This is a genomic window from Tissierella carlieri, from assembly GCF_018917285.1.
GTDB lineage: Bacteria > Bacillota > Clostridia > Tissierellales > Tissierellaceae > Tissierella > Tissierella carlieri.
Map to the genome: position 1 here is coordinate 68,915 of NZ_JAHLOH010000049.1, position 26,123 is coordinate 95,037.

The following is a 26,123-nucleotide window of genomic DNA, read 5'->3' on the forward strand; positions in this document are numbered from 1 at the left end:
GGATTCATTCCATTATAGAATCTTAAGTTTCTGTATCAAACGCTGAAAGTTAAATATTAAATTTGGGGTGATATGTTTGGAGGGTGTGATCTTAGAGACTACTTCCGGGGGAATTTTAAAGGAAATAAGAGAGAAATTAAATATTAGTCTATCAGATATTGCAGGGAATGACCTTGATATCGATTTAATTAAGTTAATAGAAAGTGATAAAATTTCCTTGGAAACAGAGAATGCAGAAATAATATGTAAAAATATAAATAGTGTCTTAGAACAGAGGGAGATGGATTTAATAATTGAACCAGAGGATTTATTTGATCCAAGAAGATATTATGCAAAAGAAAGAGTGGAAACTTATATTAGCCAGTGGGACAAGCATAGAAAAGATGGGGATTATATAATAGATGAAGATGATTTAGATGATTTGGAGTTTATTCTAAGTGAATATAATCTTATGGATAAGAAGCTTAAGGTATATGAGCTGATAGGAGATATATATCGTGAAAAGAAGGACTATGAAAACTCTTATATTTACTATCTTAGGGGGCATGAATTAATTTATAGATACCCTAATAGGAAATCAAACTATCTGTTGACTATTAAATTAGGAACCAACTACATCTATAGAGGAAAATATCAGGATGCTGTTTCAATATTTCAAAATACTTTAATAAATATAGATAATATACCTGAAAAATACCTAATATATATATATTATAATTATGCTTTAGCTTATTTCAGATTAAAGATGTATTCATCTTCCTTAAAGGTAATTTCGGATTTATTGAGATATATTGAAAGGAAAGATTATGATTTATGGAGAAGAACATATAATTTACAAGGACTATGCTATCTTGAAAAAGGGGAATATGAATCAGCATTGAGCAGCTATAATAATGCTCTTCAGGTTTTAACATTTACTGGATACAGTGATCTTAAATATTTAATATATGGAAATATAGCTGAGACTTATACAAAGGTAAATGATGAAAATCGAGCGTATAAGTATGTAGAAGCAGTTTTAGAAGATATTGACAAACTAGATAAGAGTTCATATAGTTATTCACAAATTTGTAATCAATTAGCCATTTCCTATGAAAATCTAGGAGAATTTAAGAAAGCTGAAAAATACTATAAAGAGTCCTTAAAATATGCAAAAGAAAATATTCAGCAGGACTATATTTTGAAAAATCTTACGGCTCTTATGGAATTAAATACAAAAATAGAGGTAGAGGATATTTTTAAAATAATGGAAGAATACTATGAAAGTATTGTATCAGACATTAAGATTAATAACAGTTTATTGATAATTTTTAAATATTTAAAGACCTATACTGACAGTCAGGAATATCTTAAGCTGGAAAGGTTGATAGATAGTATAATAAAAATCAAGGGGGAATAGCCAAATGAAAGGAAAAAGAATATTGGTAAGTTTAGTTGTATTGATGCTTTTATTACTTAATCTATCTACAGGAGTAATTGCTGGAGGCGATGGAGGTCCAATTATACCAGAGAAGGGACCCTATGTTTTAAAGGTGGAAACAACTAAGCAGTAGTGAAACTAAATAAGCAAGAATAGTTTTATAGACGTTAAAATTAATCAATGAAGAAGAAAGCCAAGGTTTTGGTAAAAGTGCCAAAATCTTGGCTTTTTAAATTTTAATATAATAGTTCAGTGCATTATTTCATGTGAATTGTCTTAAAATAATCTTTCATTGACTTGTATATATTTACATTTCAATAGTTGAAAATAATTAATTTATTAAATAAAGATTGCTATCGCAAAATATTTGTTATATAATCAATATAACAAATAAAGCAAGGGGGTAATGAACTTGTTAAAACTTGAAGGCATTTCTAAATCTTATAATAAAGGTGCAATAAAGGCAGTAGATAATATTAATCTAGATATAAAGCCAGGGGAGATATTTGGTTTTCTAGGACCAAATGGAGCTGGCAAGACTACAACTATAAAGATGATAGTAGGATTACTTAAACCGGATAACGGAAAGGTGACTGTAGGAACAGTAGATGCCTGGAAGGAACCACTAGAAGCTAAGTCAATGATCTCTTATGTTCCAGATAATCCTGAAATATATGATAGATTAAAGGGGATAGAGTATCTAAACTTTATAGCTGATATGTATGGAATCCCTAAAGAGGAAAGAGAAAAGAAGATGAATTATTATCTAGAATTATTCAATATAAAAGATGCTATAGGTGATATAATAGCTAGTTATTCCCATGGTATGAAGCAAAAGTTAGTTCTTACATCTGCTCTACTAAGTGACCCAAAGTTATTTATCCTTGACGAACCTATGGTAGGTCTAGATCCAAAATCAGCTTTTAATCTTAAAGAGATAATGAGAAAAATGTGTGATGAAGGTAAAACCGTATTTTTTTCTACCCATGTATTGGAAGTAGCAGAGAAACTTTGTGATAGAATAGCAATAATAAATAAAGGTAGGATTGTAGCTATGGGAACTATGGAAGAATTGAGGACTCATGCTGAAGAAAGAGAATCCCTAGAAAATATATTCTTGGAGTTGACTGAATGATGAAAAAGATAATTTCATTAATCAAAACTGACTTTAATACTACCTTTGGTTTGTCCTCCATAGCCTATAGTTTTAAAAATAAGAAAAATAGATGGCAGATAATAGTCTTTGGTTTAGCTATGTTATCTCTTTTACCAACCTATTTTATGATGGTAAAGGGCTTAAATGGGATGTACGATATTTATAGTCAAATAGGACAGAGATCTATGTTTTTACTCTCAGGATTTCTAGCTTCACAGATAATGATATTTCTATTTGGACTTCTCTATGTAATGAGCAAATATTATTTTTCTAATGATTTAGCTCACTTAGTACCATTACCTATTAAACCATCTTATATTTTAGGATCAAAATTTGTAACTCTTATGATAAGTGAATACTTAACTTCATTACCTATAATACTACCATTTATCATTATTTATGGAACCAAGGGCGGAGAAGGTCCTATTTATTGGATATATTCACTACTATTAGCTGCCACACTTCCTATCGTACCTTTAGTATTAGCTTCTATTCTTATAATGATATTTATGAAGTATACAAATATCGGAAGGAAAAAGGATTTAATTAGGACAATTAGTGCAGTGCTTTTCCTTATAGCTATTGTGTATCTTCAACTTAAAATTCAAACCATAGCACAAAAGGCCATAATGCAAGGAGATAATTTTCTTATGAATCTAGTAGCGGATTCTAATCTCTTAGTGAAGAAATTAGGATTAGGATTTCCACCCTCTCAATGGGGAACATTGGCTTTAGTAAATAATTCTAATATCTTAGGATTAATTAATCTATTATCTTTTATAGGAGTAGGTATCATATCTTTCTTTATAATGATATTTTTATCTGAGAGTTTATTCTTTGATGGACTAATAGGAAACATAGAAGTATCAGCATCTAAGGGAAGAGGAAAAAAATTATCTATAAGAGATTCTGCTAGAGAAACTAAACCATATTTAGCTCTAGCCAAAAAGGAAATTATAATGCTGTTTAAAACTCCAGTGTATCTATTGAATGCAGTTGGAGGAGTAATTATATTTCCAATAATATTAGCAATGTCAAATATGACAGGTGGAGATGAGTCTCTATCAGCAATGATAGATATGCTAGGAGTTGATTCAGGATTAATTGCTTTAGCAGGTATAGGTCTTGTTGTAGCTCTAGGTATGCTAAATAGTATAGGAGCCACTACTTTTTCTAGAGAAGGTAAATGTTTCTGGATACAAAGGACTTTACCTATAAAAGTAGAAGACCAGATAATAGGCAGAGTATTATCATCTTTAGCTGTTCAAGTATTAGGTATAATTGCTTTATTAGTAAGTTTAATTTTTGTAGTGAAATTAGATATTCTAATTATTCTATTGGTAATATTCTTAGGACTCCTAGGTAGTATACCAATGACTCAAATTGGTATGATAATAGATATTCTACGACCAATGTTGGACTGGAATAATCCACAGAAAGCCATGAAGCAAAATTTAAATGTATTAATTGGTATGGGTGTAGGTACTTTATATGTAGGAGGACTAGTATTTTTAGTAATTAAAATAATAGATAGGGTAAATATAAATTTTATATATGGATTATTAACTTTAGTATTTGGTATCTCATCAATGATATTATTTGGGGTGTTAAAAAAGCTAATAACCAAACAGTTTGAAGTTATTGAGTAGAATAAAAAAGGCACAGAAATTTCTGTGCCTTTTGATATTACATAAGTCTTGAATAATATTCAACAACTAATTGATCTTCTATTTCTATAGGAATCTCATTTCTTTCTGGATATCTAACTAGAGTACCAGACATTTTATTTTCGTCTTTTTCTAGGTATGGATATTGATTTAAAAAGAAGTTATTAAAATTCTCTTTAAAAATCTCAATATCTTTAGATTTTCCCTTCAGCTCAATAGTATCTCCTAGTTCAACTATATATGAAGGTATATCTACCTTTCTATCATTCACAAGAATATGTCCGTGAACTACCATCTGTCTAGCTTGTCTAATTGATGAGGCAAAGCCTAGCCTATATACAAGATTATCTAACCTTGTTTCCAAAATTTTTATAAGGGCATGACCTGTTTGTTCCTCAGATTTTTTAGCAATTCTAACATATTTTGAAAATTGTTTTTCCATTACACCATAGTATGCTCTAAGTCTTTGCTTCTCTAATAATTGTCTTCCGTACTCAGTAAGCTTTTTGTCTGCTCTAGATGTTCCTCTAGTGGCTCTATCCATTGCTTTAGGATGACCACAAACATTTAATCCTAATCTCCTAGACTGTTTAAATCTAGGCCCCATCATTTTTGCCAATATTTATCACTCCATCAAAATTATTTGCCGCGATAATTTTGAGCCAAAAATAGTATAACATAAAAAAGCACAGAAGTAAATGATAATAATTATCATTTACTTCTGTGCTTCTAATTTATCTTAATTTTTCTGCCATTTCTCTTATTTTAATATCTTCCTCATCTATAGGATCACCTAAAACAATGCCATGAGGAATTGCTTTGTTATTTTCATCAATAAATACAAAAGTGATGAAGCCATCTGACAGTATATCTTTACTGTTATTTTTAGTCATTTTGCCATATACAACAAAGCTAGTTCTTCCAGCTTTTGCTATTCTAGTTTCTAAATTAATAATATCTCCCTTATTACCAGGAGTTTTAAAAGTCAAGCCATGAATATTTACACAAACTACATTTTCGGGCCTTTGCGTAGCCTTAGCACCGCATATAAAGCAGGCTTCTACAAACCATTCTGCTCCTCTTCCTGCAAATAAAGTACCATGATGATTTAAATCCTCTGATTTAACTAACCTAGATATTTTAACTATTTCCATTGTCTTTCCTCCTTAGATTTAGATTGTCACAAACATTATAACAAATCATAGATTAAAAGCAAATTATATTTATTATTTACAATCTACATGATATAGTATTAGTATGGTTTTAAATAAAGGTTATGGCTTGTTTAGAGTATCGAAATATATTATAATAATTAGGTTATATATTATAAAAATTAAATATAAGGGGATATGGAATGGAGCAAAGACTTTTACAAGAAAATAAGCTTATTAGAAATAGAATATTGTCTATGATTTTACCTATTACTGGTGAAAATGTTTTGCAAATGACTGCTGGAATTGTACTTATGGCAATGATTGGTAGGATTGATGCCTATGCAGTTGGTGCTATAGGTATAGCAACAGTTCTTTATAGGATATTATGGGGGATATTTAAAGGTATAGCCACAGGCACCTCGGTTTTAGTGGCCCAATCTCATGGAGCAAATAACTATAAAAAGCTAAAATCCATTTCGGAGCAATCATTTATTATTTCCATAGGTACAGCTATTATATTTCAGCAATTACTCTTTTGGTTTGCCAAACCATTATTAACAGTATTTAACCCAAATCCAGATTTACTTGCAAATGGAGCACTGTATTTAAAGACAATATCTTGGTCATTACCTTTTGCGGCAGTAATACTTTTAGTCGCTGGTATACTTCAAGGAATGGGTAATGCAAGGACACCTATGGTAGCTGTTGGCATATTGAATATAGTTAATATTGCTGCTGGATTCATTTTAGTAACTGGAAAAGCAGGTATTAAGTCACTAGGATTAATAGGTGCAGGATATGCTTATAATATAGCCTATATTACTTCTGCTATATTTGGAATAATTATGCTATTTGGTAAAAATGGGATTATAACTAGTATGGGAGAAAAATTGGAATTTAAGTTTAAATCAGATGAAGCTTTAATGATACTAAAACTTGGACTTCCAACATCCTTTGAAACATCATTTTGGCAAGCAGCATCGATATTTCTTACAAGAGCTATTCTTACTTATGGAGAGCTGGCTTATTCGGCCTATCAATTAGGTCTACAGGCAGAATCCATATCCTATATGCCTGCAACAGGATTTGGTGTAGCAGCAACGACATTTGTTGGTTATGCATTAGGTAGTAGAGACAAAGAGTTAGGTAAAAAATATCTTAAACAATTAATAAGATATACTGTTATTGTAACTATATTTGCTGCAGGTGTACTTCTCATATTTCCTAAACAGATAATGGGACTTTTAGTAAAGGAGCCAGAAGTTATTAGAATAGGTGCTATGTACTTATTTGTGATGGGTATAGTCCAATTACCTCAAAATATATCTGGAGTATTAAATGGAGCATTAAGAGGAGCAGGTTATGCAAAGGTGCCTATGATTAATGCAGGAATAGGGCTTTGGATTATTAGAGTTCCTTTTGTTATGATAATGGCTTATATATTTAAGGCAGATATACTTTGGATTTGGATAGGTATTGGAATAGATATGTGCTTTAGATTAGTATTCTCATACTGGTATTTTAAAAGAAAGGATATTTTTGAAAGTGATGCATTGATTATTGAATAAAAAATAGGAAGGATGAGTATATGAAAGATATAGAAATAGCAAAGAAGCTTTTGATAGAAGAAGATTTAGCACTAGTAGCAATAAAAAATGGTGAAGTAATTTTCAAATCTAAAGACAAAGGTATTAAACCTATGTATATTCTAGCTACTGAAATGAAGGCAAAGGTTCATGACGCTTCATTGGCTGATAGGGTAATTGGTAAAGGAGCAGCTATTCTATGTGGTTATATTGGAATCAAGGAAGTATATACTGATTTGATATCAGAAGGAGGTATTACTACCTTAGAGAAATATGAGATTCCATATACTGGAAATGAATCTTGTCCATATATCAAAAACAGAGATAAAACTGACTATTGTCCTATAGAGAAGCTTTCACTAGCTATAGAAGACCCTATATTACTGTTACAAGGTATAAAAGAATTTTTCGCATCAATAAGTAAGCAATGATTTAGCTAATTGCATCAATAGATAGGCAGGTAATAGCTTTGCTATCCTGTAGAAAGGAGATATTTAATGTACGAAAAAAATAATACTAAAAGATTAATTATAGCAGGATTATTATTAGCAATAGGAGTTATTATTCCAACGATATTTCATACAACAGGAATTCCAGGAAATATATTTTTACCTATGCATGTTCCAGTTTTAATAGGAGGCTTTTTATTACCGCCGTATTTAGCATTATTATTAGGTATGTTAACCCCTATACTTAATTCTTTGATTACTGGAATGCCACCATTGTTTCCAATGACAGTGATTATGGTTTTTGAATTAGGTATTTATGGACTTGTAGCCTCAATACTATATAGAAAGTTAGAATTACCTTCTGTAGTTGCATTGATAATATCTATGATAGCTGGAAGGATAATGGCAGGATTAGTAGTGTTTATATTAGCGGCATTTTTTGCAATTGAAATGGACCCTATGACATTTGTCATAGGAGGAGTTACAACTGGAATACCAGGTATTATAATTCAATTAGTTTTGGTACCTAGCTTAGTATATAGTATAGTACGATATACTACCATAGATTTAGATTAATAGACTAGGGAGGGGTAAAAATGAGTATACTAATTAAAAATATTAAATTAGTACCTATGGATGGGAAGAATGAATTAATAGAAAGTACAAATATTTATATTGTTGATAATAAGATAATGCATATTGGTGAAATAAGAGAAGATTTACATGTTGAAAAAATTATTGATGGAAACAATAAGATAGCCATGCCTGGGTTAATTAATGCCCATACACATATAGGCATGTCCTTACTTAGAAATTTTGCCGATGATTTGCCATTGCATGATTGGTTGACTAAAAAGATATGGCCTACGGAAGCGAAATTAAATGCTGATGATATATACTGGGGTTCACTTCTGAGTATGGTTGAAATGATTCAAGGCGGCACTACAGCTTTTTGTGATATGTACTTCTTTATGGATGAAGTGGGTAAAGGGCTAGAAGAATCAGGCATGAGAGGGGTACTTACTAGAGGTTTGATTGAAGATGATCAGGCACAAATAAAACTTAATGAGACTAGAGAATTATTTAAAAATTGGCATAGTAGGGGAAATGGAAGAATTAAGGTTATGGTAGCACCTCATGCGCCATATACTTGTAGCCCAGATTTTTTAAAAGAGAGTTTTAAACTGGCAAAGGAATTAAACACAGGTATCCATATACATCTTTCCGAGACAAAGAAAGAAGTGGATGATAGTTTTAAACTATATGGTAAATCCCCAATTAAACATGTATATGATTTAGGATTATTAGATACACATACTATTGCAGCTCACTGTGTTCATGTAGATGATAATGATATAGAAATTATGAGGGAGAAGAATGTGTATCCAGTAAATAATCCAGGTAGTAACTTGAAATTAGCCAGTGGATTTGCACCAGTGGATAAGATGTTAAAGAGGGGAATTTCAGTTGCATTAGGTACAGATGGTTCTTCATCTAACAATAACTTAAATATGTTTGAAGAAATTAATTTAGCAGCTATTATAAACAAGGCAGTTAATTTAGATGCAGTATCGGTTCCAGCCATATCAGCCCTTGAGATGGCAACTATAAATGGAGCAAAGGCTCTAAATTGGGATAAAGAAATAGGGTCAATAGAATTAGGCAAGAAAGCAGATTTAATATTAATTGATATAGATAAACCTCATCTTTATCCGCATCACAATATAATATCCTCTTTAGCTTATTCAGTTCAAGCTTCAGATGTTGATACAGTTATAGTAGATGGAAAGATAATAATGGAAAATCGACAGATAAAGACATTAGATGTAGAAAAGATAAAATCTATAGCAGAAGAACATGCTAAGGATTTAATTAGAAGATAATAAAATCGTGGAGAACAGGCTCCATATTGTTTTGTGAATATAATAATCATTAGGATTTTCCTAATGATTATTATATTTTTTTATTAATTGGCAATAATTTATGATAGCAAAAAATCCTAAGGGTGAGAATTATGATTTCAAAGAATCTAGAAAAGAATCGAGAAGAATTAAAAAGAATATTTAAAAATTCTGGTGACTTAATTATATATGAGTTTGATACCTTGTGTCAAAAAACAGCAATGGTTGTATATATTGAGGAACTTATAGATAGGAATGGATTATATGGAAGCTTAATAAAGCCTTTGATCCAAGACTTAACTTCTCATTATGATATATTATCAACAGTTCCTATTGCAGGTGCTCAAGAAGTATATGATATAGAAAAGATTTCACATAAAATTTTAGATGGAAATGTAGCTTTATTTGTAGAAGATATCGAAGTAGGGTATTTATTTGAACTTGGGAAATGGGAAAGAAGATCTGTGGATGAACCACATAATGAACGTGTAATAAAAGGCCCTAGGGAAGGATTTGTTGAAGATATTAATATAAATAAATCACTAATAAGACGTAAGATAAAGAATACCCATCTAATATTCGAGGGTTATACTTTAGGTGTACAAACTAATACAAATATTTGCTTAGTCTATATAAATAGTATAGTAAATCCAGATATACTAGAGGAACTAAGAAGAAGGATAAAAAATATTAGTTTAAGCTCTATATTAGATTCAGGATATATAGAACATCAAATAGAAGATTCTCCAAAGTCGATAGTTTCCACAGTTGCATATACCGAAAGACCTGATGTAGTAGCTGCAAAGATATTAGAAGGTAGGATCGCAATTATATGTGACGGATCACCAATAGTATTAACTGTACCAAGACTATTTATAGAAAGTTTACAGACACCAGAAGATTATTATCTTAAACCTCAATACGCAATTTATCTTAGGATCATAAGACTATTAGCCCTATTTATAGCCATAATTTTACCAGGGTTTGTTGTAGCCCTGAAAAGTTTTCATCATGAAATGATTCCTACTAGACTTTTAATGTCTATAGCAAGTGGTAGAGAGGGGGTACCATTTACAACACTGATAGAGGCAATACTTATGATCTTATTCTTTGAGTTAATGAAGGAATCATCTATTCGTATACCTGGTAATATAGGACCAGCGGTGACTACGATTAGTGGTTTAGTATTAGGGCAGGCTGCTGTTCAGGCAGGGCTTGTTGGACCAATTATGGTTATTACTGTTGCATCTACAGGTATAGCAGAGTTTATTTTTCCAGACCAAAAAGAAATGATAGTACTTTATAGATTTATAATTCTTTTTTTAAGTGGTACCTTAGGATTATTTGGCATTGTATGTGGGTTAGCTGTAATGATAGTTCATCTTATTTCTCTAAGATCATTTGGAGTTCCATTCATGTATCCTATAGCCCCCTATGATAAACAAGGTATGAAAGATTTCATTATTAGAACTCCTCTAGGTGAAATGAATTATAGGCCAAGAAATATAGGAAATAAGAATCAAAGAAAAAGGAATGAAAGAAATGAAAAGGATAAATAAAATTATAAAGATTATGATTATAACTATATATCTAGTATTAGCTTCTATATTCCTATCATCTTGTATCGCAGAGGTTGGAGGAAAGGAAATAAATAGGATAGCTATTGTTACATCAATAGGTGTTGATTATGAAGATGAAAAAGTAGTAATTACATGTGAAGTAGTAAATCCGATAGCTGTTAGTAATGCCAGTGATGCTGCATCAGATAACCCTAACCCTCAAGGATTTGCATATCCTCAAGGTATGGGAGATACGGTAAGGGAGGCAATTGATGATATAAATATACATTTTGATAAAAAAATATTTCTAGCTCATAGCAACTTACTTATCATAGGAGAAGAGTTTGCCCAAAGAGGTATAACTGATTTAATGGATTTTTTTCTAAGAGATAATGAGCCAAGGGAAGATATGTATATAGTAGTTGCCAAGGGTGCTAAAGCCTATGATATTATTGGAGTTAGGGCAGGATTAAGCAGAGCTTCAGGGAACTATTTATATGATATTCTAAATAATTTTCCCTATAACGCAAAAAGTATTAATATCAGCTTTGCAGAGAAGTACAGGTATTTTTATGATATAGGCAATAATCCAGTTATTGGTGTTGTACAGCTTAAAGAGGTGAAAGAATTAGATATAGAAAAACGAGAAAAAGAGCCTAAAAAAATAGTTCTAGATGTATCAGGTGGAGCAGTGCTAAGAAAAGATTATATTATAGGATATTTTACAGCAGACGAAATGATAGGATTTAACTTCATTGTAAACGAGATTAAAGGAGGCTCAATTGTATTTAGAGTCCCTGAGGAGTCAATTAAAGATAGTCCAATCATTGGTGAAAATGGAAAATTTGCTACAGTAAATATTTTAAAGTCAAAGTCAAAAAATAATATTAGTATAAATAATGGGAAGATACATTTAACTATAAATGTAAAGTTAAGAGGGGCTTTAAATGAGATAAATCAAGCAATTGATGCAGGTAATTCTGAAACTATATATAAAATTGAAAAAGCTTGCTCAGAAAGAATAAAAGAACTTATATCGATAACATTGGATAAGGGTCAAAAAGAATTTAAACAAGATAACTTCAGTATTGGAGTATCAGTTCATCAGCAGTATCCAGAACTGTGGAAAGAAATAGCAAAAAATTGGCAAGATATATTTCCAGAAATAAGCTATGATGTAAATGTAGAAACTACAATAGTTAAGATAGGTCTTATTAACACTCCTGCTAATGTAAGGAAAGGGAGATAGTTATAATGATAGAGAAAATATCAACAAGACAAATTATATTTGTTATTATTATTAGCAGAGTGGCTACTGTTTTAACTGTTATGCCTATAATTCACATGGGGTCAGCTAATCAGGACATATGGGTAATGATTTTAGTATCTTCTTTTTATACTATTTTATCTATTATTCCCATATTATTTTTATCTACTAAATTTAGTAACTTAACAATTATTGGATATATAGAAAAGATATTTGGGAAAGTTATAGGAAAGATTATAGGAATATTTTATGGAATATTTTTTATTAGAACATCAATATTATTTTTTTATATTGCAACTCAAATGATAAGAACAGCATTTATGACGGAATTGGCTCCAATTATAATTATACTTATTTTAATGATAGTTTGCATATATATAACTTCTAAGGGACTAGAAGTTATAGCAAGGGCAGCAGAATTATTCGGTCCTATTATTATAATTTCTCTTATTATTTTTATGTTGCTTGGATATAACAATATAGATTTTTCTGTGTTATTGCCTATATATAGAGATTCTGGTTTTTTAGATATCAATCTAGGAGCAATACAGATGACTCTCATATTTACAGATATATATATATTGGCTATGAATATACCACAACTTGAAAATAAAAAAGATCTATATAAAATTATAATAAAAGCCACTTCCTATTCTCTATCACTTATTCTAATGATGATAGTAGTAACGCAAACTTCCTTAGGAATAGAGCAGGCCAGACATTCTAATTATCCATTTTTAACTTATGTTAGAATGGTTAGGACCTATTCCGTATTTGAAAGAATAGAATCTGCTTTTTTAGTAATATGGACATTATCCATAATGATTAGAATTATTACATATCTTTACATTTCTAGTTATGCATTTAAAGAAATTTTTAAGAAGAAAGAAGTAAATATATTTGTATACATTATAACTATTATTTCTGCTGTAATAACCTACTATTTAGCTGATATTAATCCTATGATAGAAGAGATAGCTGTTCCAAAACTTCTAGAATATATCTATTATTTTGTATTCAAGATTGGGATTCCTACAATAGCTATTATAGTATACTTCTTTAGAAGAAGTTCCTTTGAGAAACAGGAGAGACTTGGAAATTAGTTGTTTAAAGGAAGAATTATTATAATTTCTGTCCCTTCTCCATATTTGCTTTTTATATCTATTGTTCCATTGTGGGCTTCAACTATAGATTTTACAATAGATAAACCAAGTCCAGTTCCGCCAGTATTTTTATTTCTTGAATTATCAGACCTATAAAATCTGTCGAATATAAATGGCAGATTTTTTTCTTCTATTCCTATGCCATTGTCAGCTACTTTAATAATGCTATTATCCTTATTTCCTATAAGAGTTATAAAAACTTTACCTCCTTCATTAAGATATTTAATGGAGTTTGAAAGTAGATTATACATTATTTGTTTAAGTTTATCTCTATCCATGGTGATTTCAATATTATCCTCTATGCTAGTTTCAATGCAAAAGCCTTCCTTTGTATATAGAGGAATAAATGTTGTAATAGTATCTCGAAGTTCTTTAGACATATCAAATCTAGTCTTATTTAGAACTAGATCTAGTTCTTCCGACCTAAAGGAATTTTTAAGATCATCAACTAAAGTAGATAATCTATCGATTTCTTTCATTAGAATATTTAAATGATCTTCATTAGGCTCCCATATTCCATCAATAATAGCTTCTAGATGACTTTTGAGGGTAGCTAAAGGAGTTCTAAGTTCATGGGAAATATCAGAAGCATATTTTTTTCTTATATTTTCTTGTTTGGCCAAAGTTTCACCAAGATAATTAATTGAATCTGATAATTCTAGAATTTCTACTGTACTAGTATTTACATTAGATTTTCTGTTAAGATTACCTTTGCGCATTTCAACAGCTGTATTTCTAATTTCCAATAAAGGATTAGTTAGAGATTTAGACAGCATAGTACTGGTTCCGAGTCCAAGAAAAATTGTGAATATAGCTGAAATAAAGAATGATTTAGTTAAGGTATCTTTAAAAATAATTGCAGATTCAGTTAAATAAGCATTATCAATATATCCTATAATTAATTTTCCCACCTCATCATTTCCTTCAAGTAATGGACAGGATTTTTCTATATAATTTCCCTCAGGAATGTTGTGCATCCTCATCATTCTTCTATGCATTCCACTCATTCCTCCCATACCATTTCCATTATTAGAAGTATACAAAATGTTATCATTTAAATCTCTTATTTCAATATATACGTTTTCTAAGGATGCATAGGAGTTAATTTCTCTTTGATATAAGACATATCCATTCTTATTATATAAATCATTAATTTCATCACATATTTTTTGAAGTTTGCTTTGTTGCTCTTCAGCAAGATAATTTTCAAATTTATTATTTATCATTAGATTTGATATAAAGCTAATGATTATAATAGAAACAAGAATTGAAAATATAAAGTTAAGAGTAAGTTTTTTAGAAAGTTTCATATATATTCCTCCAATAATGTAAAGAACACATTAAAATTATGTGTACAGGTAATTTTTTCGTTATAGTATAATTATATTATAACAGTTAATCTTGAAGTCATTATGAAGAATTTAAAGATAATTTTAATTTTCTCCATATTTTCTTCACATTTTATAGCTATAATGAAGCTATAAAATGAAAGGAGAGGTTATTGTGAAAAAATCATTAGTAGTAGGAGCTTTAGTGTTAAGTCTAGGAATTGGTTCTTTAGTTGCATATGCTGATACAACGAAAACACCAAGTATAATTCCTGGAAATAGAAATACAAACTTCAATATAGAAGATAGAGAAGCATGGTTTAAGGAAAGAACTGAATTTAAGAAGGAACAAATAAAAAAGGCTCTTGAAAGTGGATTAATAACAGAAGAAGAAGCAAAGGCGTGGGAAGAGCATTTTGAAGAAATGGAAGAATTTCATAATGAAAATGGATTCATGCCAGGTGGCTGTGGTGGAAAAGGCTTTGGAATGGGAAGAGGAATGGGCATGATGAGAGGTAATAGTTGGGCAAGATAAATTTGGAGGCAGGTGAGGCAATTTGTTAAAATGGATTAAAAAATGCTAGATAAACTTGCAAAGGCTAATAAAGAATCTTTTGGAGAACAACCATTGGATTGTTGTCAATTAAGCAAAAACAAATAAAGGATAACTACACTTTTTAATATCAAAAAGTGTAGTTATTGTTTTCCTATCCCAAATTTATATCCAGCTCCATAAATAGTATGGATGTATTCGGGAGACTTTGGATTAGTCTCAATTTTTTGTCTAATATTTTTTATATGAGTATCTATGGTTCTATCAAATCCTTCGTATTCATGACCCAGGGAAAATTCAATCAATTGGTCTCTTGAAAGCACATGATTTGGATTAGATACAAGGGCTAATAAAATTTTGAACTCATTTGTTGTAAGGCTAATGGTTTCATTGTTTTTTCTGACTATCATTTTATCTACTTCAATCTCCAAATCGCCATTATTGAAACTAAGTTTTTCAGCTGAAGGTCTAGAATTAGGATAAGATCTTCTAAGTAATGCTTTCACCCGACCAATCAATTCTCTAGGACTAAAAGGTTTTAATACATAATCATCAGCCCCTATGGATAAACCTTCGATTCTATCGTCTTCATGAGTTTTTGCAGTCAGCATTATAATTGGCACATTAGACACAGATCTTATTTTCTTACATACTTCCTCACCTGGAATTTTGGGTATCATCAAGTCTAGTATAATTAAGTGAATATCATTATTATTAAACGAGTTCAAGGCAATTTCTCCATCATTAGCCAAAAACACATTAAATTCTTCTTTGATTAAGTACGCTTTAATAACATCTGAAATATTTTTTTCATCTTCTACTAATAAAATATTTGTGTAATTCAAATTTAATCACCTCATACTCATATTACCCAAAAAAATAATATAAAGACAAAAAAATAAAAAAATACTTTATTTTTAAGAACTATTATGTTATACTTGAATATAATATTTAAAACATACTAAAATGCTATGAATTGGTAAAGTAAATTATATAGAGTATCTCAGAGAGGATTCCATAGGTGAAAGGAATCTATACAATATATATTTGAAGTGCACTAAGGAGCATGGAGTCGAAAATTATAGTAGACTTATACGGTTGTTCCCGTTATAGAACTAGAGTATGAAAGTACTTGAATTGAGCTGGGGATTACCTCAAGCAGAGTGGAACCGCGAAACTTACCTTTTGCCTCTGTATATTTATTTATACATGGGTAAAAGGTTTTTTTAATTTAACTTAAAAGGATACAAAGAAGGTGATAAAAATTTCGGAGGAATTTTACCTATAGATGAGGATAAACTAAAAGTATGTTTTATTTATAAGAAATAGAATTTCTAGTGACTTATTATTTTAAATTGTAAACCGCGAATTGAATAAAGGGAGGTAGCAAAATGATATTAAATAATATTGGAGAATTGGTGGGAAATACACCAATTGTAAGACTAAATAATATGAAAGAAGAAGGAATGGCAGAGATACTTGTAAAAGTTGAGTCCTTTAATCCTTCTGGTAGTGTAAAGGATAGGGCGGCTTTATATATGATAGAAGCTGCTGAAAGAGAGGGACTTTTAAGCAAAGGTGGAACAATAATTGAACCTACAAGTGGAAATACAGGTGTTGGTTTGGCTATGATGGGAGCAGCAAAAGGCTACAATGTGATTTTAGTTATGCCTGATACTATGAGTATTGAGAGAAGAAAACTAATGCAAGCCTATGGTGCAAAAATTATTTTAACTGAAGGAAAATATGGAATGGCAGGGTCTGTAGAATTAGCAGAAGGATTAGCTAGAGAAAATAATTATTTTATGCCAAATCAATTTGCAAATAAAAATAATTTAGTGGCTCATTATGAAACAACTGGTATAGAAATACTTAAGGCCACTGATGGGAATATAGATGCCTTTGTGGCAGGAGTTGGAACAGGTGGAACTATATCAGGAGCAGGAAAAAGACTAAAAGAATATAATAAAGATATATTGCTGGTAGCAGTTCAGCCAGCTAAATCTCCAGTTCTGACAGGAGGGCAACCAAGTGGTCATAAGATACAAGGTATAGGTGCAAACTTTATACCTGATATATTTGATAATGATATAGTAGATGAAATACTAAGTATTGATGAAGAAACTGCATACTCATATGCAAGGAAATTGGCAGCAGAAGAAGGTATTCTATGTGGAATTTCATCAGGAGCAAATCTGGCTGCTGCAAATATAATAGCTAAAAGACTAGGTGAAGGTAAAAGAGTATTAACAGTCCTTCCTGATACTGGTGAAAGGTATTTATCTACAGACTTATTTAATGGAGAGTGATTCTATGTTTAAATTTCTCATAGAAGAAGGAAAAAACATATTGGAAAAAGATCCTGCAGCTAAAAGTCTTTTTACAGCTATGTTTTTCTACCCAAGTCTAAAGGCAATATTTTATCATAAAATTGCATATAAACTATATAAGAAGAAGAGATTTGTGCTCTCTTGGATAATATCTCAGCGAGCTAGGAGGATAACTGGCATTGAGATACATCCTGGAGCTAAAATTGGAGAGAAATTGTTTATAGACCATGGAATGGGTGTAGTAATAGGTGAAACTGCTGAAATAGGAAATAATGTACTAATGTATCATGGTGTAACTTTGGGAGGAATAGGCGGAGAAAAGGGCTCTAAAAGGCATCCTACCATAGAAGATGATGTTATCATTGGTGCAGGTGCTAAAATACTTGGACCTATAACCATTGGAAAGGGAGCTAAAATAGGAGCAAATTCTGTAGTATTAGAAGATGTTCCACCGTATTCTACAGCAGTTGGAGCTCCAGCTAGAGTGATTAGAAAAAGAAATTATGGATATATTTATGTTGTGTAAATAATATTAAATTTTATTGTTTACAATATAATATTCTAGAGTATAATATATATAATATAGGACTAACAATGAACAAGAATAGTAACCATAATAAAGATCTAAAGAGAGCTAGGGATGGTGAGAACTTAGCGATACTATTATGATGAATGGACTTGGGAGTATATATCTGAAATAAGTAGGATATAGGGTTAATCACCCTTAAAGGATTAAAGTTGGCTTTTAGCAAAAAGAGTGGTACCGCGGAAATTACCCTTTCGTCTCTTTAATTAGAGATGGAAGGGCTTTTTTATGACCTAACCCGATTTGCGTTTTTTGCAAATCGATGGTAGGTCAAACGCAACGAACGCCAAATTCATGCGAGTGATAACGAGCAAATGAATTTGTGCAGTGAGACTGCGGCAAATGACCTAACACAATGAACGACAGGTCCTATCGGACACCACTGAATTATGCCCTACGGGGTAGATAAAGGTTGTGAGTTGATGTAGAGTCAGTACATTAAGAAATGTGAATTGTGCAAGCGGCCTATGTCTATGAATTATGAATTGAATTATAGGAGGGACTATTATGGAAAAGAAAATTGTATTTAGTGGAGTGCAGCCTTCAGGAGCACTAACTATAGGGAATTATATAGGAGCTATAAAAAACTGGGTAGAGCTACAAGATGAATATGATTGCTACTACTGTATAGTTGACATGCATGCTATTACAGTACCTCAAGTACCTAAAGACCTTAGAAAAAACACATTAGATGTCTTAGCTTTATATCTGGCTTGTGGAATAGATCCAGATAAAAGTACTTTATTTGTCCAATCTCATGTACCAGCCCATGCAGAATTAACTTGGGTATTAAATAGTATATCTTATATGGGACAATTAAATAGAATGACTCAATATAAAGAGAAATCTAAGAAATCTGAGGAGAATCTAAATGCAGCATTATTTACTTATCCAGTTTTAATGGCTTCAGATATACTTTTATATCAAACTGATTTAGTGCCTGTAGGAGAGGACCAAAAACAACATTTAGAATTAGCTAGAGATTTGGCAATAAGATTTAATAATAAATATAGTGATACTTTCAAGGTGCCAGAGCCACTAATAAAGGAATTCGGGGCTAGAATAATGAGTCTTCAAAATCCAGAGGCAAAGATGAGTAAATCTGATTCAGATGAAAATGGATATATATTGATTCTAGATAATAAAGATGTCATAAGAAGAAAAGTAAAAAGAGCTGTTACAGATTCTTTAGGAGCAATGGCATATAATGATGAACAGCTGGGGCTAAAGAACCTATTAACAATTTATAGCATATTTTCAAATGAGGAAATACCACAAATAGTAAATCGTTATGAAGGGCAAGGCTATGGAAAATTTAAAGAAGATTTAGCAGAGGTAGTAGTTAATGGACTTTCACCTATTCATGATAAGTTTGAATATCTGATAAAAAATAAAGATTATCTAGAAAAGATATATAAAGATGGGGCAGAAAAAGCTGAGTATCAAGCCATGAAAACCCTTAGAAAGGTTTATAAAAAGATAGGATTTATAGCAAGGTAGGGAGAACTTATGGAACTGATAAAACATTTTTTTAGAGGTACTCCAGATGGATATGTATTTCCTATCTGGAGTTTGACTCATTTGGTAATTATTTTAGTTGCATTTCTAGGAATTCAATTTATATTATTGAACCAAAGAAAACTCAGAAATCCTCTGATAGGAAGAAAATTTAAGCTTTTAATGATTATTATTTTATTTTTGCAGCAAATAATATTATATCTTTGGTACAGTTTTTCGGGATATGGTACTATAAAAGAAAGTTTACCACTATATAATTGTAGAATTGCTATCATTTTTATAATACTTGCTTTTATAACAGATAAAAAAATATTTAAAAATGTTGGATGCTACTGGGGATTTATAGGATCTATATTAGTTCTAATGATGCCTGTTGATTTATATCCCTTCTCATTTCCTCATTATACAAATATTTCCTATTTCTTAGGACATATTGGGTTGTTATGGTCTACAGTATATATTTTAGTGGTAGATCAATATAGGATAGATAGAAATAGTTTAAAATCAATATTGTATTTTACTAATACTTATAATTTAATAATTTATATATTTAATAAAGCAACTAATTCTAATTATTGTTATTTAAATAAAGCACCTTTTGCCGATGTGTTTTTCGAAAAATACATGTCACCTAGAACATATAGTTTAACAGCATTTTTTGCCTTTAACATATTTATGATTTTAGTATATTTTATATCAAAGACTATATATAAAGCATTAGAGATAGATGAAGAATTGGTTGAATCTACTTTATAAGGAAAAGTATAAAAATCAAGCTATAATTATAGCTTGATTTTTATACTTTAAGTTTTTATATGTATAAAAAGGGGTAAATAGAATATAATGTAAAAAATATTAAAAGATGAGAATAAAGAAGTTATTCTATGTATTTAAAAGAAAGGAGAAATTATGAAAACAAGTATAGATTGGAACATAATTAAATCTAAACTAATTAAATACATAAAAAAGTTAATAATTATGATATTGATTACAATTGTAATAACTTTCATATTAAGTAGGTTTACTAATCTAGGCTTTAAGAACTTGTTAGAATATGCTTCTCTTGCAATAATATGTGTAGGAGCATTATCAGTACTTGGTGGCAGTAAGATGGTAATGAATACCCAATATAACTATCAAAAATTTTCTACTGGGAGAACTAATCCAACAAAGAGTGATTTGAGTTTAATTCCTGATAGTTATAGATTTTGTATATTTATGGGTATTTCAGGAACCATTATTTACCTTATTAGTTTAATTTTCTAATTTAATGAAAAAACAGAGTAAAGAATTAAGTCACTTATGTCTTATTGACTTTTATCATATTTATGATTTTTAGCCCATTCAATAATTTTATTAGTTGTTTGTAATTCATTATCATTATAAAATACTGCCTCATAAACTCTATTTCTATGTTCATAAAGAGGGTCATAATATTTTATTATTAGTTCCTCTATTACTGGCTTATAATCGTGTTCTCCAATTAGTTTTATATATTTATCAATATTACTATCTCCCAAGTATTTTCTTAGATTATGGAGTGAGGTTATAAGTTCATTATCTGTATCATGAACATATTCCTTCAAAAGATTATTGACTCTTGTTTCTATATTAGCTTCAATCTTTACATTTATTCCATTGTTTATAGCATTATACAAATAATTAGGTATTATATCTTTACCTATTCTTTTACTTTCACCTTCTACAAAAACAAAATTTGTTTTTCTATTTTTTAAGGATTCGTATACAAGACTTTCAAACATTTTTTGGCTGTTTTGTTCACCAAGACCAACACTACCAAGGATAGAACCTCTATGATTAGCGCAACCTTCCAAATCAAGAGTATCCAAGCCTTGACTTCCCAGAGATTTTAAAATATTAGTTTTACCTGTTCCAGTATTCCCATAAAGGACTATAAATTTTATGTTTTCTACTACTGTTGGTAGGTGGTCATTGACATATTTTCTATACCCCTTATATCCGCAATCCAGCTTAGTGGCATTTATTCCAAGGGTTTTAAAAAGAGAAACTAATGAGCTGCTTCTAAATCCACCTCTAGCACAGAAAAATATAAGATTATTATATTCCTTATCGAGTTCAGATACCCTATCATAAATACTTGAAAGATTTTTTGCTGCAGTTGCTATACCAATTTTCTTTGCTTTTTCAATACTTTCTTGTTTATAGATTGTACCTATTAATTCTCTTTCCTTATCATCAAAAATAGGGATGTTAACAGAGCCTGGTATTGTTTCTAATGTATATTCATGGGGGGATCTAACATCAATTAATACATAATTTTCATCTAGTCTATTTTGATCTATATCTTCATAATTAATAATTTTAAACATATAATTCCCTTCTTCTATTAAATAATTTAAATACCTATACATTATACCATTAGTTTTATCTATAGCAGAGAAAATAATATAAATAAATTTAATTTTATAAGTGGTTTTAATGATAACTATAGAATACTATAGTATAAAGTCGCATTGGGAAGGGGGGATACTTATGTATGAAAAGGCTTTTAAAAAGTTGTTTTGGGGATATATCTTCATATTTATTAATCTAAGAATTTCTGGAGTTGATATATTACCAGACTCTATAGGTTATATTATTATTTTACAAGGAATAAAGATGTTATTGCCTAATAGCGAACATTTTACTATGGCAATGAAATATAATTATCCATTAATAGTTTTATCATTATTTTCAATTTATCAAAATAATATTAGAGATGGATATTTCACATTGCCGCAATCTAGTCTAATAGGTACTATAGTTGGGATAGCTTCAGCTGTTTTATCTTTACTACTCATGTATAATTTGCTCGTTGGAATTAAAGAGATGTGCAGAAAAAACAATATAATAGATTTATCTAATATGGCCGATGAGCTATGGAATTATTATTGGAAGGTTTTATTGGCAGTATTTCTAGGAATACCTATAGCATTGATTCCTGTAATAGGTCTTATATATTTAATAGTGGTTATCATAATAGCTATAGTTGTAAATATTAAGATTTTGAAATTATTCTGGGATATCTCAGAACGTTTTAATATTGATAAAGTTATTAACTAAAGGTAGATAGCAAACTGCTATCTACCCTATTATATATAGTTAAGATATTTTTTTGCTAAAGATACTTTCCATACATCTGGTCCTTCTTCAATATATTCCCATTCAAATTTTCCAAATCTTTTTTCTTCTAATTGATTGAATACATGAGATGGGTCCGTATCGTTTATTAACACCATTTTTTCACCTACTGGCAGGGAATCAAAAGTTCGTAAAACTACATCATTTATATCATTAATTTCATATCCACAAGTATCTATTTGCAAAATAGACATATTATCTCCTCCTAATAGTTTTAAATTATTATGCCCATCAACTAGAATATTATTTTATTAGTAAAATACTTTCAATACATAGGATAAATAGGGTATAATAGGATATATATCATTAATTTACAAAAAAGGAGTGGTGATTTATGAACTATAAAATACTTCATACTTGTATAAGAGTAATGGATTTAGAAAAATCTTTAAAATTTTATAAAGAAGCTTTAGGCTTAGTAGAGACAAGAAGAAAGGATTTTCCAGAGGATGAATTTACTTTAGTTTTTTTATCTGATGAATCAGGAAAACATGAAATAGAATTAACATATAACTATAATCCAGAAAAACCATATGTAATTGGTGATGGCTTTAGTCATATGGCATTTGGAGTAGAAGATTTAGAGGCATCAAGAGAAAAACATAAAGAAATGGGATATGAAGTTACAGAATTAATGGGTCTTCCAGGTGAAAAGCCAAGATATTATTTTGTAACAGATCCAGATGGATATGATGTTGAAATTATAAGAACTAAATAATAGAAACAAACAGTGAATTACCTCTGAAATATAGAGGTAATTTTTAAATAAAACTTTGTCGAAAAAAGTCTAAAGAAGATTGATTCAAATATTCTACCAATATATACTCATGATATTAAATTGACACTGAATAAAGCAAAGGTGATAATGATATGCAATCTATTAGAAATCAAATACTAATATATCTCATGGTAGGAGCAATAATACTATTTGGATTATTGTTTGTTTTTTCTGATTTGAAATTAAATGAACTTCCAAAGCATATTAAAGCTCAATATAGTGAAATAGTAAATGCTAGATCAGATGAAGTTGCTAAGGAGCTAAAAGGATTTATTGAGCAAATAACCATAATATCAAAATCACCAATAATAAGGTCAATGGACTTGGAAAAGATAAAATCTTATTTGCCTAATTTAGTACTAAAGAATAAATATAGAAATATGACTATAGCTTATCCAGATGGTAGGGCTTGGTCAACAATATTAGATGAATTTGATATTTCACATCAAGAACAATATCAAAAGATTTTTGTAGAGGAAGAGGAATGTATAATTTCTCAGCCATTTTATAGCCCATATGTTCATGAATCAGACAAGCCTATTATAATTATTTCCCATAGTGTTACTGATGAAAAAAATCGAGTTATTGGGCTAGTAAATATAGTAATAAATAACGAGTTTTTGAACGAGGTTGTAAGAGGAATGAATTTGAAGGGAGAAGCTTATGGTTGGATAATAAATAAGGATGGTGTATTAGTAGCACATCCAGACTCTCAAGGATCTTTAAAGAAAAATATTAAAGATTATATAATAGATGATAGTAATATAATAGATCAAATACTAGAAGAGGAATCTGGTATCATTGAATATATAGATGAGAATGGAGAAAATATATTAGTGTTTTTTAATAAGATTAGAGAATCTCCAGATTGGACCTTTCTTATTTCTATTTCTGAAAAATCAATTTACAAAGAAATAAATGGAGTGAGAAATACAATTTTAGCAGCTATTATTATAGGACTAATATTAGTGATTGCATTTTGTTTTTTTTATTCAAGAAGTTTATCAAAACCAATTCTAGAATTAAAAAAAGTATTCGAGAGAGCTGCTAATGGTGACCTTAATATAAGGGCAAATGAGAAAATATATAATGAATTAGGTTTAGCGGCTAAGAGTTTTAATAAAATGTTAGAAAAGATTAAAGATTTAACTTATAGAGATATGGTAACAGAACTTTATAATTATAATGGTTTTTTTCTGGAACTTCCTTATAAGATGAAGAAGTTAGCTGATAAAAAAATAGTGACATTCATAGTAATAATATCCATTGATGATTTTAAGCGGATAAATAGTATTCATGGTTTTAATTTTGGAGATGGAGTGCTCTGCGATTTTGCAAGACAGCTTAAGAATTTTTTGAGAGGAGAAGAAATTGTAGCTAGATTTCTAGGAGATGAATTTATCTTATTCTTATACGAGGATGATATGTTAACTATAGAGGAACGTATAAGAAAATTATGGAATTTATGTAGCGGTGAGGTAAAAATCAATGATAATCAATTTGTTATGAGGGTAAGTATTGGGGCTAGTGTTTCTACTGACGACAGTATAGCTATAGAAGAAATCATACATCAAGCAACTATTGCAAAACTCATAGTTAAAAAGATGGGAGGAAATCATTATAGATTCTACGATTTTGAGTTGGAAGAACTGATTAAAGAGGAGCAAAAAATAGAGAATGACTTGTATCATGCAATTGAAAAAAATGAATTTAAATTAGTATATCAACCTATTAGAGAATTGGCTACAGGCAGAAACGTAGGCACAGAGGCATTGATTAGATGGACAAATCCGTTATATAGTAAAGTTTCTCCTTTAGTATTGATACAAATAGCTGAACAAAATGGTTTAATAATAGAAATAGGCAGATGGGTTTTAAAGGAAGCATGTAGGCAAAATAAGCAATGGCAAAAAGAAGGTTACTCACCAGTTATAGTATCAGTAAATGTTTCAGCTATTCAATTTGAACAAACGAATTTTGTTGAAATGGTGAAGGAAATATTAGAGGAAACGGAATTAGAACCTAAATATTTAGAGTTGGAAATTACAGAAAGAATTGCTATGGATAGAGTAGAAGAGAAGCTTCTTAAAATGAAAGAATTAAAGAGTATGGGAGTTCGCATATCTATAGATGATTTTGGTACAGGTTACTCTTCATTAGCTTATTTTACACGTTTTCCTATTGATACATTAAAAATAGATCGCTCATTTATTAATGATATGTTGAATGATGAAAATGCAAAGACTATTGTAACGACTATTATTAATATGGCTAAATCTATAAAAATAAAAACTATTGCGGAAGGGGTAGAAACTTGGGAACAGTTAGAATATCTAAAGAAAAAGAGCTGCGATCAAATTCAAGGATATTTAATCAGTAAGCCTGTTGACCCCCATATAATAGTAGAAATGTTTGAGGAAGAAATTCTTACTAATTAAAGTAAGGATTTTTTTTCTTATTTCTATGTTAATATAATAACGAATGGGGTATATGTATTATGAAAGTAGTTGTAGACTGTATAATTTTGAGCATAAACTTTTAATAAA

27 protein-coding genes and 2 other annotated features are annotated in these 26,123 nt (G+C 30.0%); of the genes, 21 read left to right on the plus strand and 6 right to left on the minus strand.

What is annotated here, in order from left to right:
- Nucleotides 1-85: 85 nt before the first annotated feature.
- The 4 genes from KQI38_RS18015 to KQI38_RS18030 all read left to right on the plus strand — a co-directional run bounded on the left by KQI38_RS18015 (nt 86) and on the right by KQI38_RS18030 (nt 4,225).
- Nucleotides 86-1,399: a tetratricopeptide repeat protein gene (locus KQI38_RS18015; protein ID WP_338114487.1), complete on the plus strand. Its 1,314-nt coding sequence runs from the start codon at nt 86-88 to the stop codon at nt 1,397-1,399.
- 4 nt (nt 1,400-1,403) lie between these two features.
- The gene (locus tag KQI38_RS18020; RefSeq protein WP_216561868.1) at nt 1,404-1,553 is read left to right on the plus strand and encodes a hypothetical protein; all 150 of its coding nucleotides are present in this window, start codon (nt 1,404-1,406) and stop codon (nt 1,551-1,553) included.
- A gap of 279 nt (nt 1,554-1,832) precedes the next feature.
- The gene (locus KQI38_RS18025) at nt 1,833-2,555 is read left to right on the plus strand and encodes an ABC transporter ATP-binding protein (RefSeq protein WP_094899154.1); all 723 of its coding nucleotides are present in this window, start codon (nt 1,833-1,835) and stop codon (nt 2,553-2,555) included.
- Nucleotides 2,552-4,225 carry a putative ABC transporter permease subunit gene (locus KQI38_RS18030; protein WP_216561870.1) on the plus strand — a complete coding sequence of 558 codons (1,674 nt, stop codon included), beginning with the start codon at nt 2,552-2,554 and terminating at the stop codon, nt 4,223-4,225. Before KQI38_RS18025 ends, KQI38_RS18030 begins: the two co-directional genes overlap by 4 nt.
- 37 nt (nt 4,226-4,262) lie before the next feature.
- Here KQI38_RS18030 and rpsD read toward each other — a convergent pair whose 3' ends face one another.
- Nucleotides 4,263-4,862, minus strand: a complete 600-nt coding sequence (gene rpsD / locus KQI38_RS18035; RefSeq protein ID WP_216561872.1) for a 30S ribosomal protein S4 — start codon at nt 4,860-4,862, stop codon at nt 4,263-4,265.
- A gap of 115 nt (nt 4,863-4,977) precedes the next feature.
- Nucleotides 4,978-5,397, minus strand: coding sequence for an acyl-CoA thioesterase (locus KQI38_RS18040; protein WP_216561874.1), 420 nt, complete (start codon nt 5,395-5,397; stop codon nt 4,978-4,980).
- A 200-nt stretch (nt 5,398-5,597) separates the two neighbouring features.
- Between KQI38_RS18040 and KQI38_RS18045 the strand changes: the two genes are divergently transcribed.
- The 7 genes from KQI38_RS18045 (at nt 5,598) to KQI38_RS18075 (ending at nt 13,262) form a co-directional block, all read left to right on the plus strand.
- Entirely contained in the window at nt 5,598-6,965 is a 1,368-nt protein-coding gene (locus tag KQI38_RS18045; RefSeq protein ID WP_216561876.1) for an MATE family efflux transporter, read from the plus strand.
- A 20-nt stretch (nt 6,966-6,985) separates the two neighbouring features.
- Nucleotides 6,986-7,414, plus strand: a complete 429-nt coding sequence (locus tag KQI38_RS18050) for a DUF1893 domain-containing protein (protein ID WP_216561878.1) — start codon at nt 6,986-6,988, stop codon at nt 7,412-7,414.
- Nucleotides 7,415-7,480: 66 nt separating this feature from the next.
- The gene (locus KQI38_RS18055; protein WP_216561880.1) at nt 7,481-8,008 is read left to right on the plus strand and encodes an ECF transporter S component; all 528 of its coding nucleotides are present in this window, start codon (nt 7,481-7,483) and stop codon (nt 8,006-8,008) included.
- A 20-nt stretch (nt 8,009-8,028) separates the two neighbouring features.
- Nucleotides 8,029-9,315 carry an amidohydrolase gene (locus KQI38_RS18060; RefSeq protein ID WP_216561882.1) on the plus strand — a complete coding sequence of 429 codons (1,287 nt, stop codon included), beginning with the start codon at nt 8,029-8,031 and terminating at the stop codon, nt 9,313-9,315.
- Nucleotides 9,316-9,446: 131 nt separating this feature from the next.
- Nucleotides 9,447-10,892, plus strand: coding sequence for a spore germination protein (locus KQI38_RS18065; protein ID WP_216561884.1), 1,446 nt, complete (start codon nt 9,447-9,449; stop codon nt 10,890-10,892).
- The gene (locus KQI38_RS18070) at nt 10,867-12,141 is read left to right on the plus strand and encodes a Ger(x)C family spore germination protein (protein WP_216561886.1); all 1,275 of its coding nucleotides are present in this window, start codon (nt 10,867-10,869) and stop codon (nt 12,139-12,141) included. Before KQI38_RS18065 ends, KQI38_RS18070 begins: the two co-directional genes overlap by 26 nt.
- 5 nt (nt 12,142-12,146) lie before the next feature.
- Nucleotides 12,147-13,262 (plus strand): GerAB/ArcD/ProY family transporter, encoded by a 1,116-nt coding sequence (locus tag KQI38_RS18075; protein WP_216561888.1) that lies wholly within the window; start codon nt 12,147-12,149, stop codon nt 13,260-13,262.
- Here KQI38_RS18075 and KQI38_RS18080 read toward each other — a convergent pair.
- The gene (locus KQI38_RS18080; protein ID WP_216561890.1) at nt 13,259-14,632 is read right to left on the minus strand and encodes a sensor histidine kinase; all 1,374 of its coding nucleotides are present in this window, start codon (nt 14,630-14,632) and stop codon (nt 13,259-13,261) included. The two genes, KQI38_RS18075 and KQI38_RS18080, sit on opposite strands and share 4 nt — an antisense overlap.
- A gap of 193 nt (nt 14,633-14,825) precedes the next feature.
- Here KQI38_RS18080 and KQI38_RS18085 point away from each other — a divergent pair, with 193 nt between their 5' ends.
- Both KQI38_RS18085 and KQI38_RS22475 read left to right on the plus strand, forming a co-directional pair.
- A complete protein-coding gene (locus KQI38_RS18085; protein ID WP_216561892.1) occupies nt 14,826-15,185 on the plus strand; it encodes a DUF2680 domain-containing protein in 360 nt (119 codons plus the stop codon).
- Nucleotides 15,186-15,227: 42 nt separating this feature from the next.
- Nucleotides 15,228-15,311 (plus strand): LDCC motif putative metal-binding protein, encoded by an 84-nt coding sequence (locus KQI38_RS22475; RefSeq protein WP_276515607.1) that lies wholly within the window; start codon nt 15,228-15,230, stop codon nt 15,309-15,311.
- Between the two features lie 35 nt (nt 15,312-15,346).
- Here the strand turns inward: KQI38_RS22475 and KQI38_RS18090 are convergent, their stop codons facing one another.
- Nucleotides 15,347-16,048 carry a response regulator transcription factor gene (locus tag KQI38_RS18090; RefSeq protein ID WP_216561895.1) on the minus strand — a complete coding sequence of 234 codons (702 nt, stop codon included), beginning with the start codon at nt 16,046-16,048 and terminating at the stop codon, nt 15,347-15,349.
- A gap of 117 nt (nt 16,049-16,165) precedes the next feature.
- Nucleotides 16,166-16,399: a binding site (T-box leader), on the plus strand.
- A gap of 195 nt (nt 16,400-16,594) precedes the next feature.
- Here KQI38_RS18090 and cysK point away from each other — a divergent pair.
- The 5 genes from cysK (at nt 16,595) to KQI38_RS18115 (ending at nt 20,903) form a co-directional block, all read left to right on the plus strand.
- On the plus strand, nt 16,595-17,512 hold the full coding sequence (gene cysK / locus KQI38_RS18095; protein ID WP_216561897.1) for a cysteine synthase A: 918 nt from the start codon (nt 16,595-16,597) through the stop codon (nt 17,510-17,512).
- 4 nt (nt 17,513-17,516) lie between these two features.
- A complete protein-coding gene (gene epsC / locus KQI38_RS18100) occupies nt 17,517-18,059 on the plus strand; it encodes a serine O-acetyltransferase EpsC (protein WP_246565918.1) in 543 nt (180 codons plus the stop codon).
- 59 nt (nt 18,060-18,118) lie between these two features.
- Nucleotides 18,119-18,324, plus strand: a binding site (T-box leader).
- A 302-nt stretch (nt 18,325-18,626) separates the two neighbouring features.
- A complete protein-coding gene (trpS, locus tag KQI38_RS18105) occupies nt 18,627-19,619 on the plus strand; it encodes a tryptophan--tRNA ligase (protein ID WP_216561899.1) in 993 nt (330 codons plus the stop codon).
- Nucleotides 19,620-19,628: 9 nt separating this feature from the next.
- Nucleotides 19,629-20,393, plus strand: coding sequence for a TMEM164-related integral membrane acyltransferase (locus KQI38_RS18110; RefSeq protein WP_216561901.1), 765 nt, complete (start codon nt 19,629-19,631; stop codon nt 20,391-20,393).
- 153 nt (nt 20,394-20,546) lie between these two features.
- On the plus strand, nt 20,547-20,903 hold the full coding sequence (locus KQI38_RS18115) for a hypothetical protein (protein WP_216561903.1): 357 nt from the start codon (nt 20,547-20,549) through the stop codon (nt 20,901-20,903).
- Between the two features lie 41 nt (nt 20,904-20,944).
- On the opposite strand, the gene mnmH is transcribed toward KQI38_RS18115, so the two are convergent.
- A complete protein-coding gene (mnmH, locus tag KQI38_RS18120; RefSeq protein ID WP_216561905.1) occupies nt 20,945-21,988 on the minus strand; it encodes a tRNA 2-selenouridine(34) synthase MnmH in 1,044 nt (347 codons plus the stop codon).
- A 163-nt stretch (nt 21,989-22,151) separates the two neighbouring features.
- Here mnmH and KQI38_RS18125 point away from each other — a divergent pair, with 163 nt between their 5' ends.
- The gene (locus KQI38_RS18125) at nt 22,152-22,721 is read left to right on the plus strand and encodes a hypothetical protein (protein ID WP_216561907.1); all 570 of its coding nucleotides are present in this window, start codon (nt 22,152-22,154) and stop codon (nt 22,719-22,721) included.
- Between the two features lie 29 nt (nt 22,722-22,750).
- Here KQI38_RS18125 and KQI38_RS18130 read toward each other — a convergent pair whose 3' ends face one another.
- Nucleotides 22,751-22,993 (minus strand): DUF2249 domain-containing protein, encoded by a 243-nt coding sequence (locus KQI38_RS18130; RefSeq protein WP_094904346.1) that lies wholly within the window; start codon nt 22,991-22,993, stop codon nt 22,751-22,753.
- 140 nt (nt 22,994-23,133) lie between these two features.
- Between KQI38_RS18130 and gloA the strand changes: the two genes are divergently transcribed.
- Together gloA and KQI38_RS18140 are read left to right on the plus strand one after the other, a co-directional pair.
- The gene (gloA, locus tag KQI38_RS18135; protein ID WP_216561909.1) at nt 23,134-23,517 is read left to right on the plus strand and encodes a lactoylglutathione lyase; all 384 of its coding nucleotides are present in this window, start codon (nt 23,134-23,136) and stop codon (nt 23,515-23,517) included.
- 152 nt (nt 23,518-23,669) lie between these two features.
- Nucleotides 23,670-26,015, plus strand: a complete 2,346-nt coding sequence (locus KQI38_RS18140) for a bifunctional diguanylate cyclase/phosphodiesterase (RefSeq protein WP_216561911.1) — start codon at nt 23,670-23,672, stop codon at nt 26,013-26,015.
- The last annotated feature ends 108 nt before the right edge of the window (nt 26,016-26,123 follow it).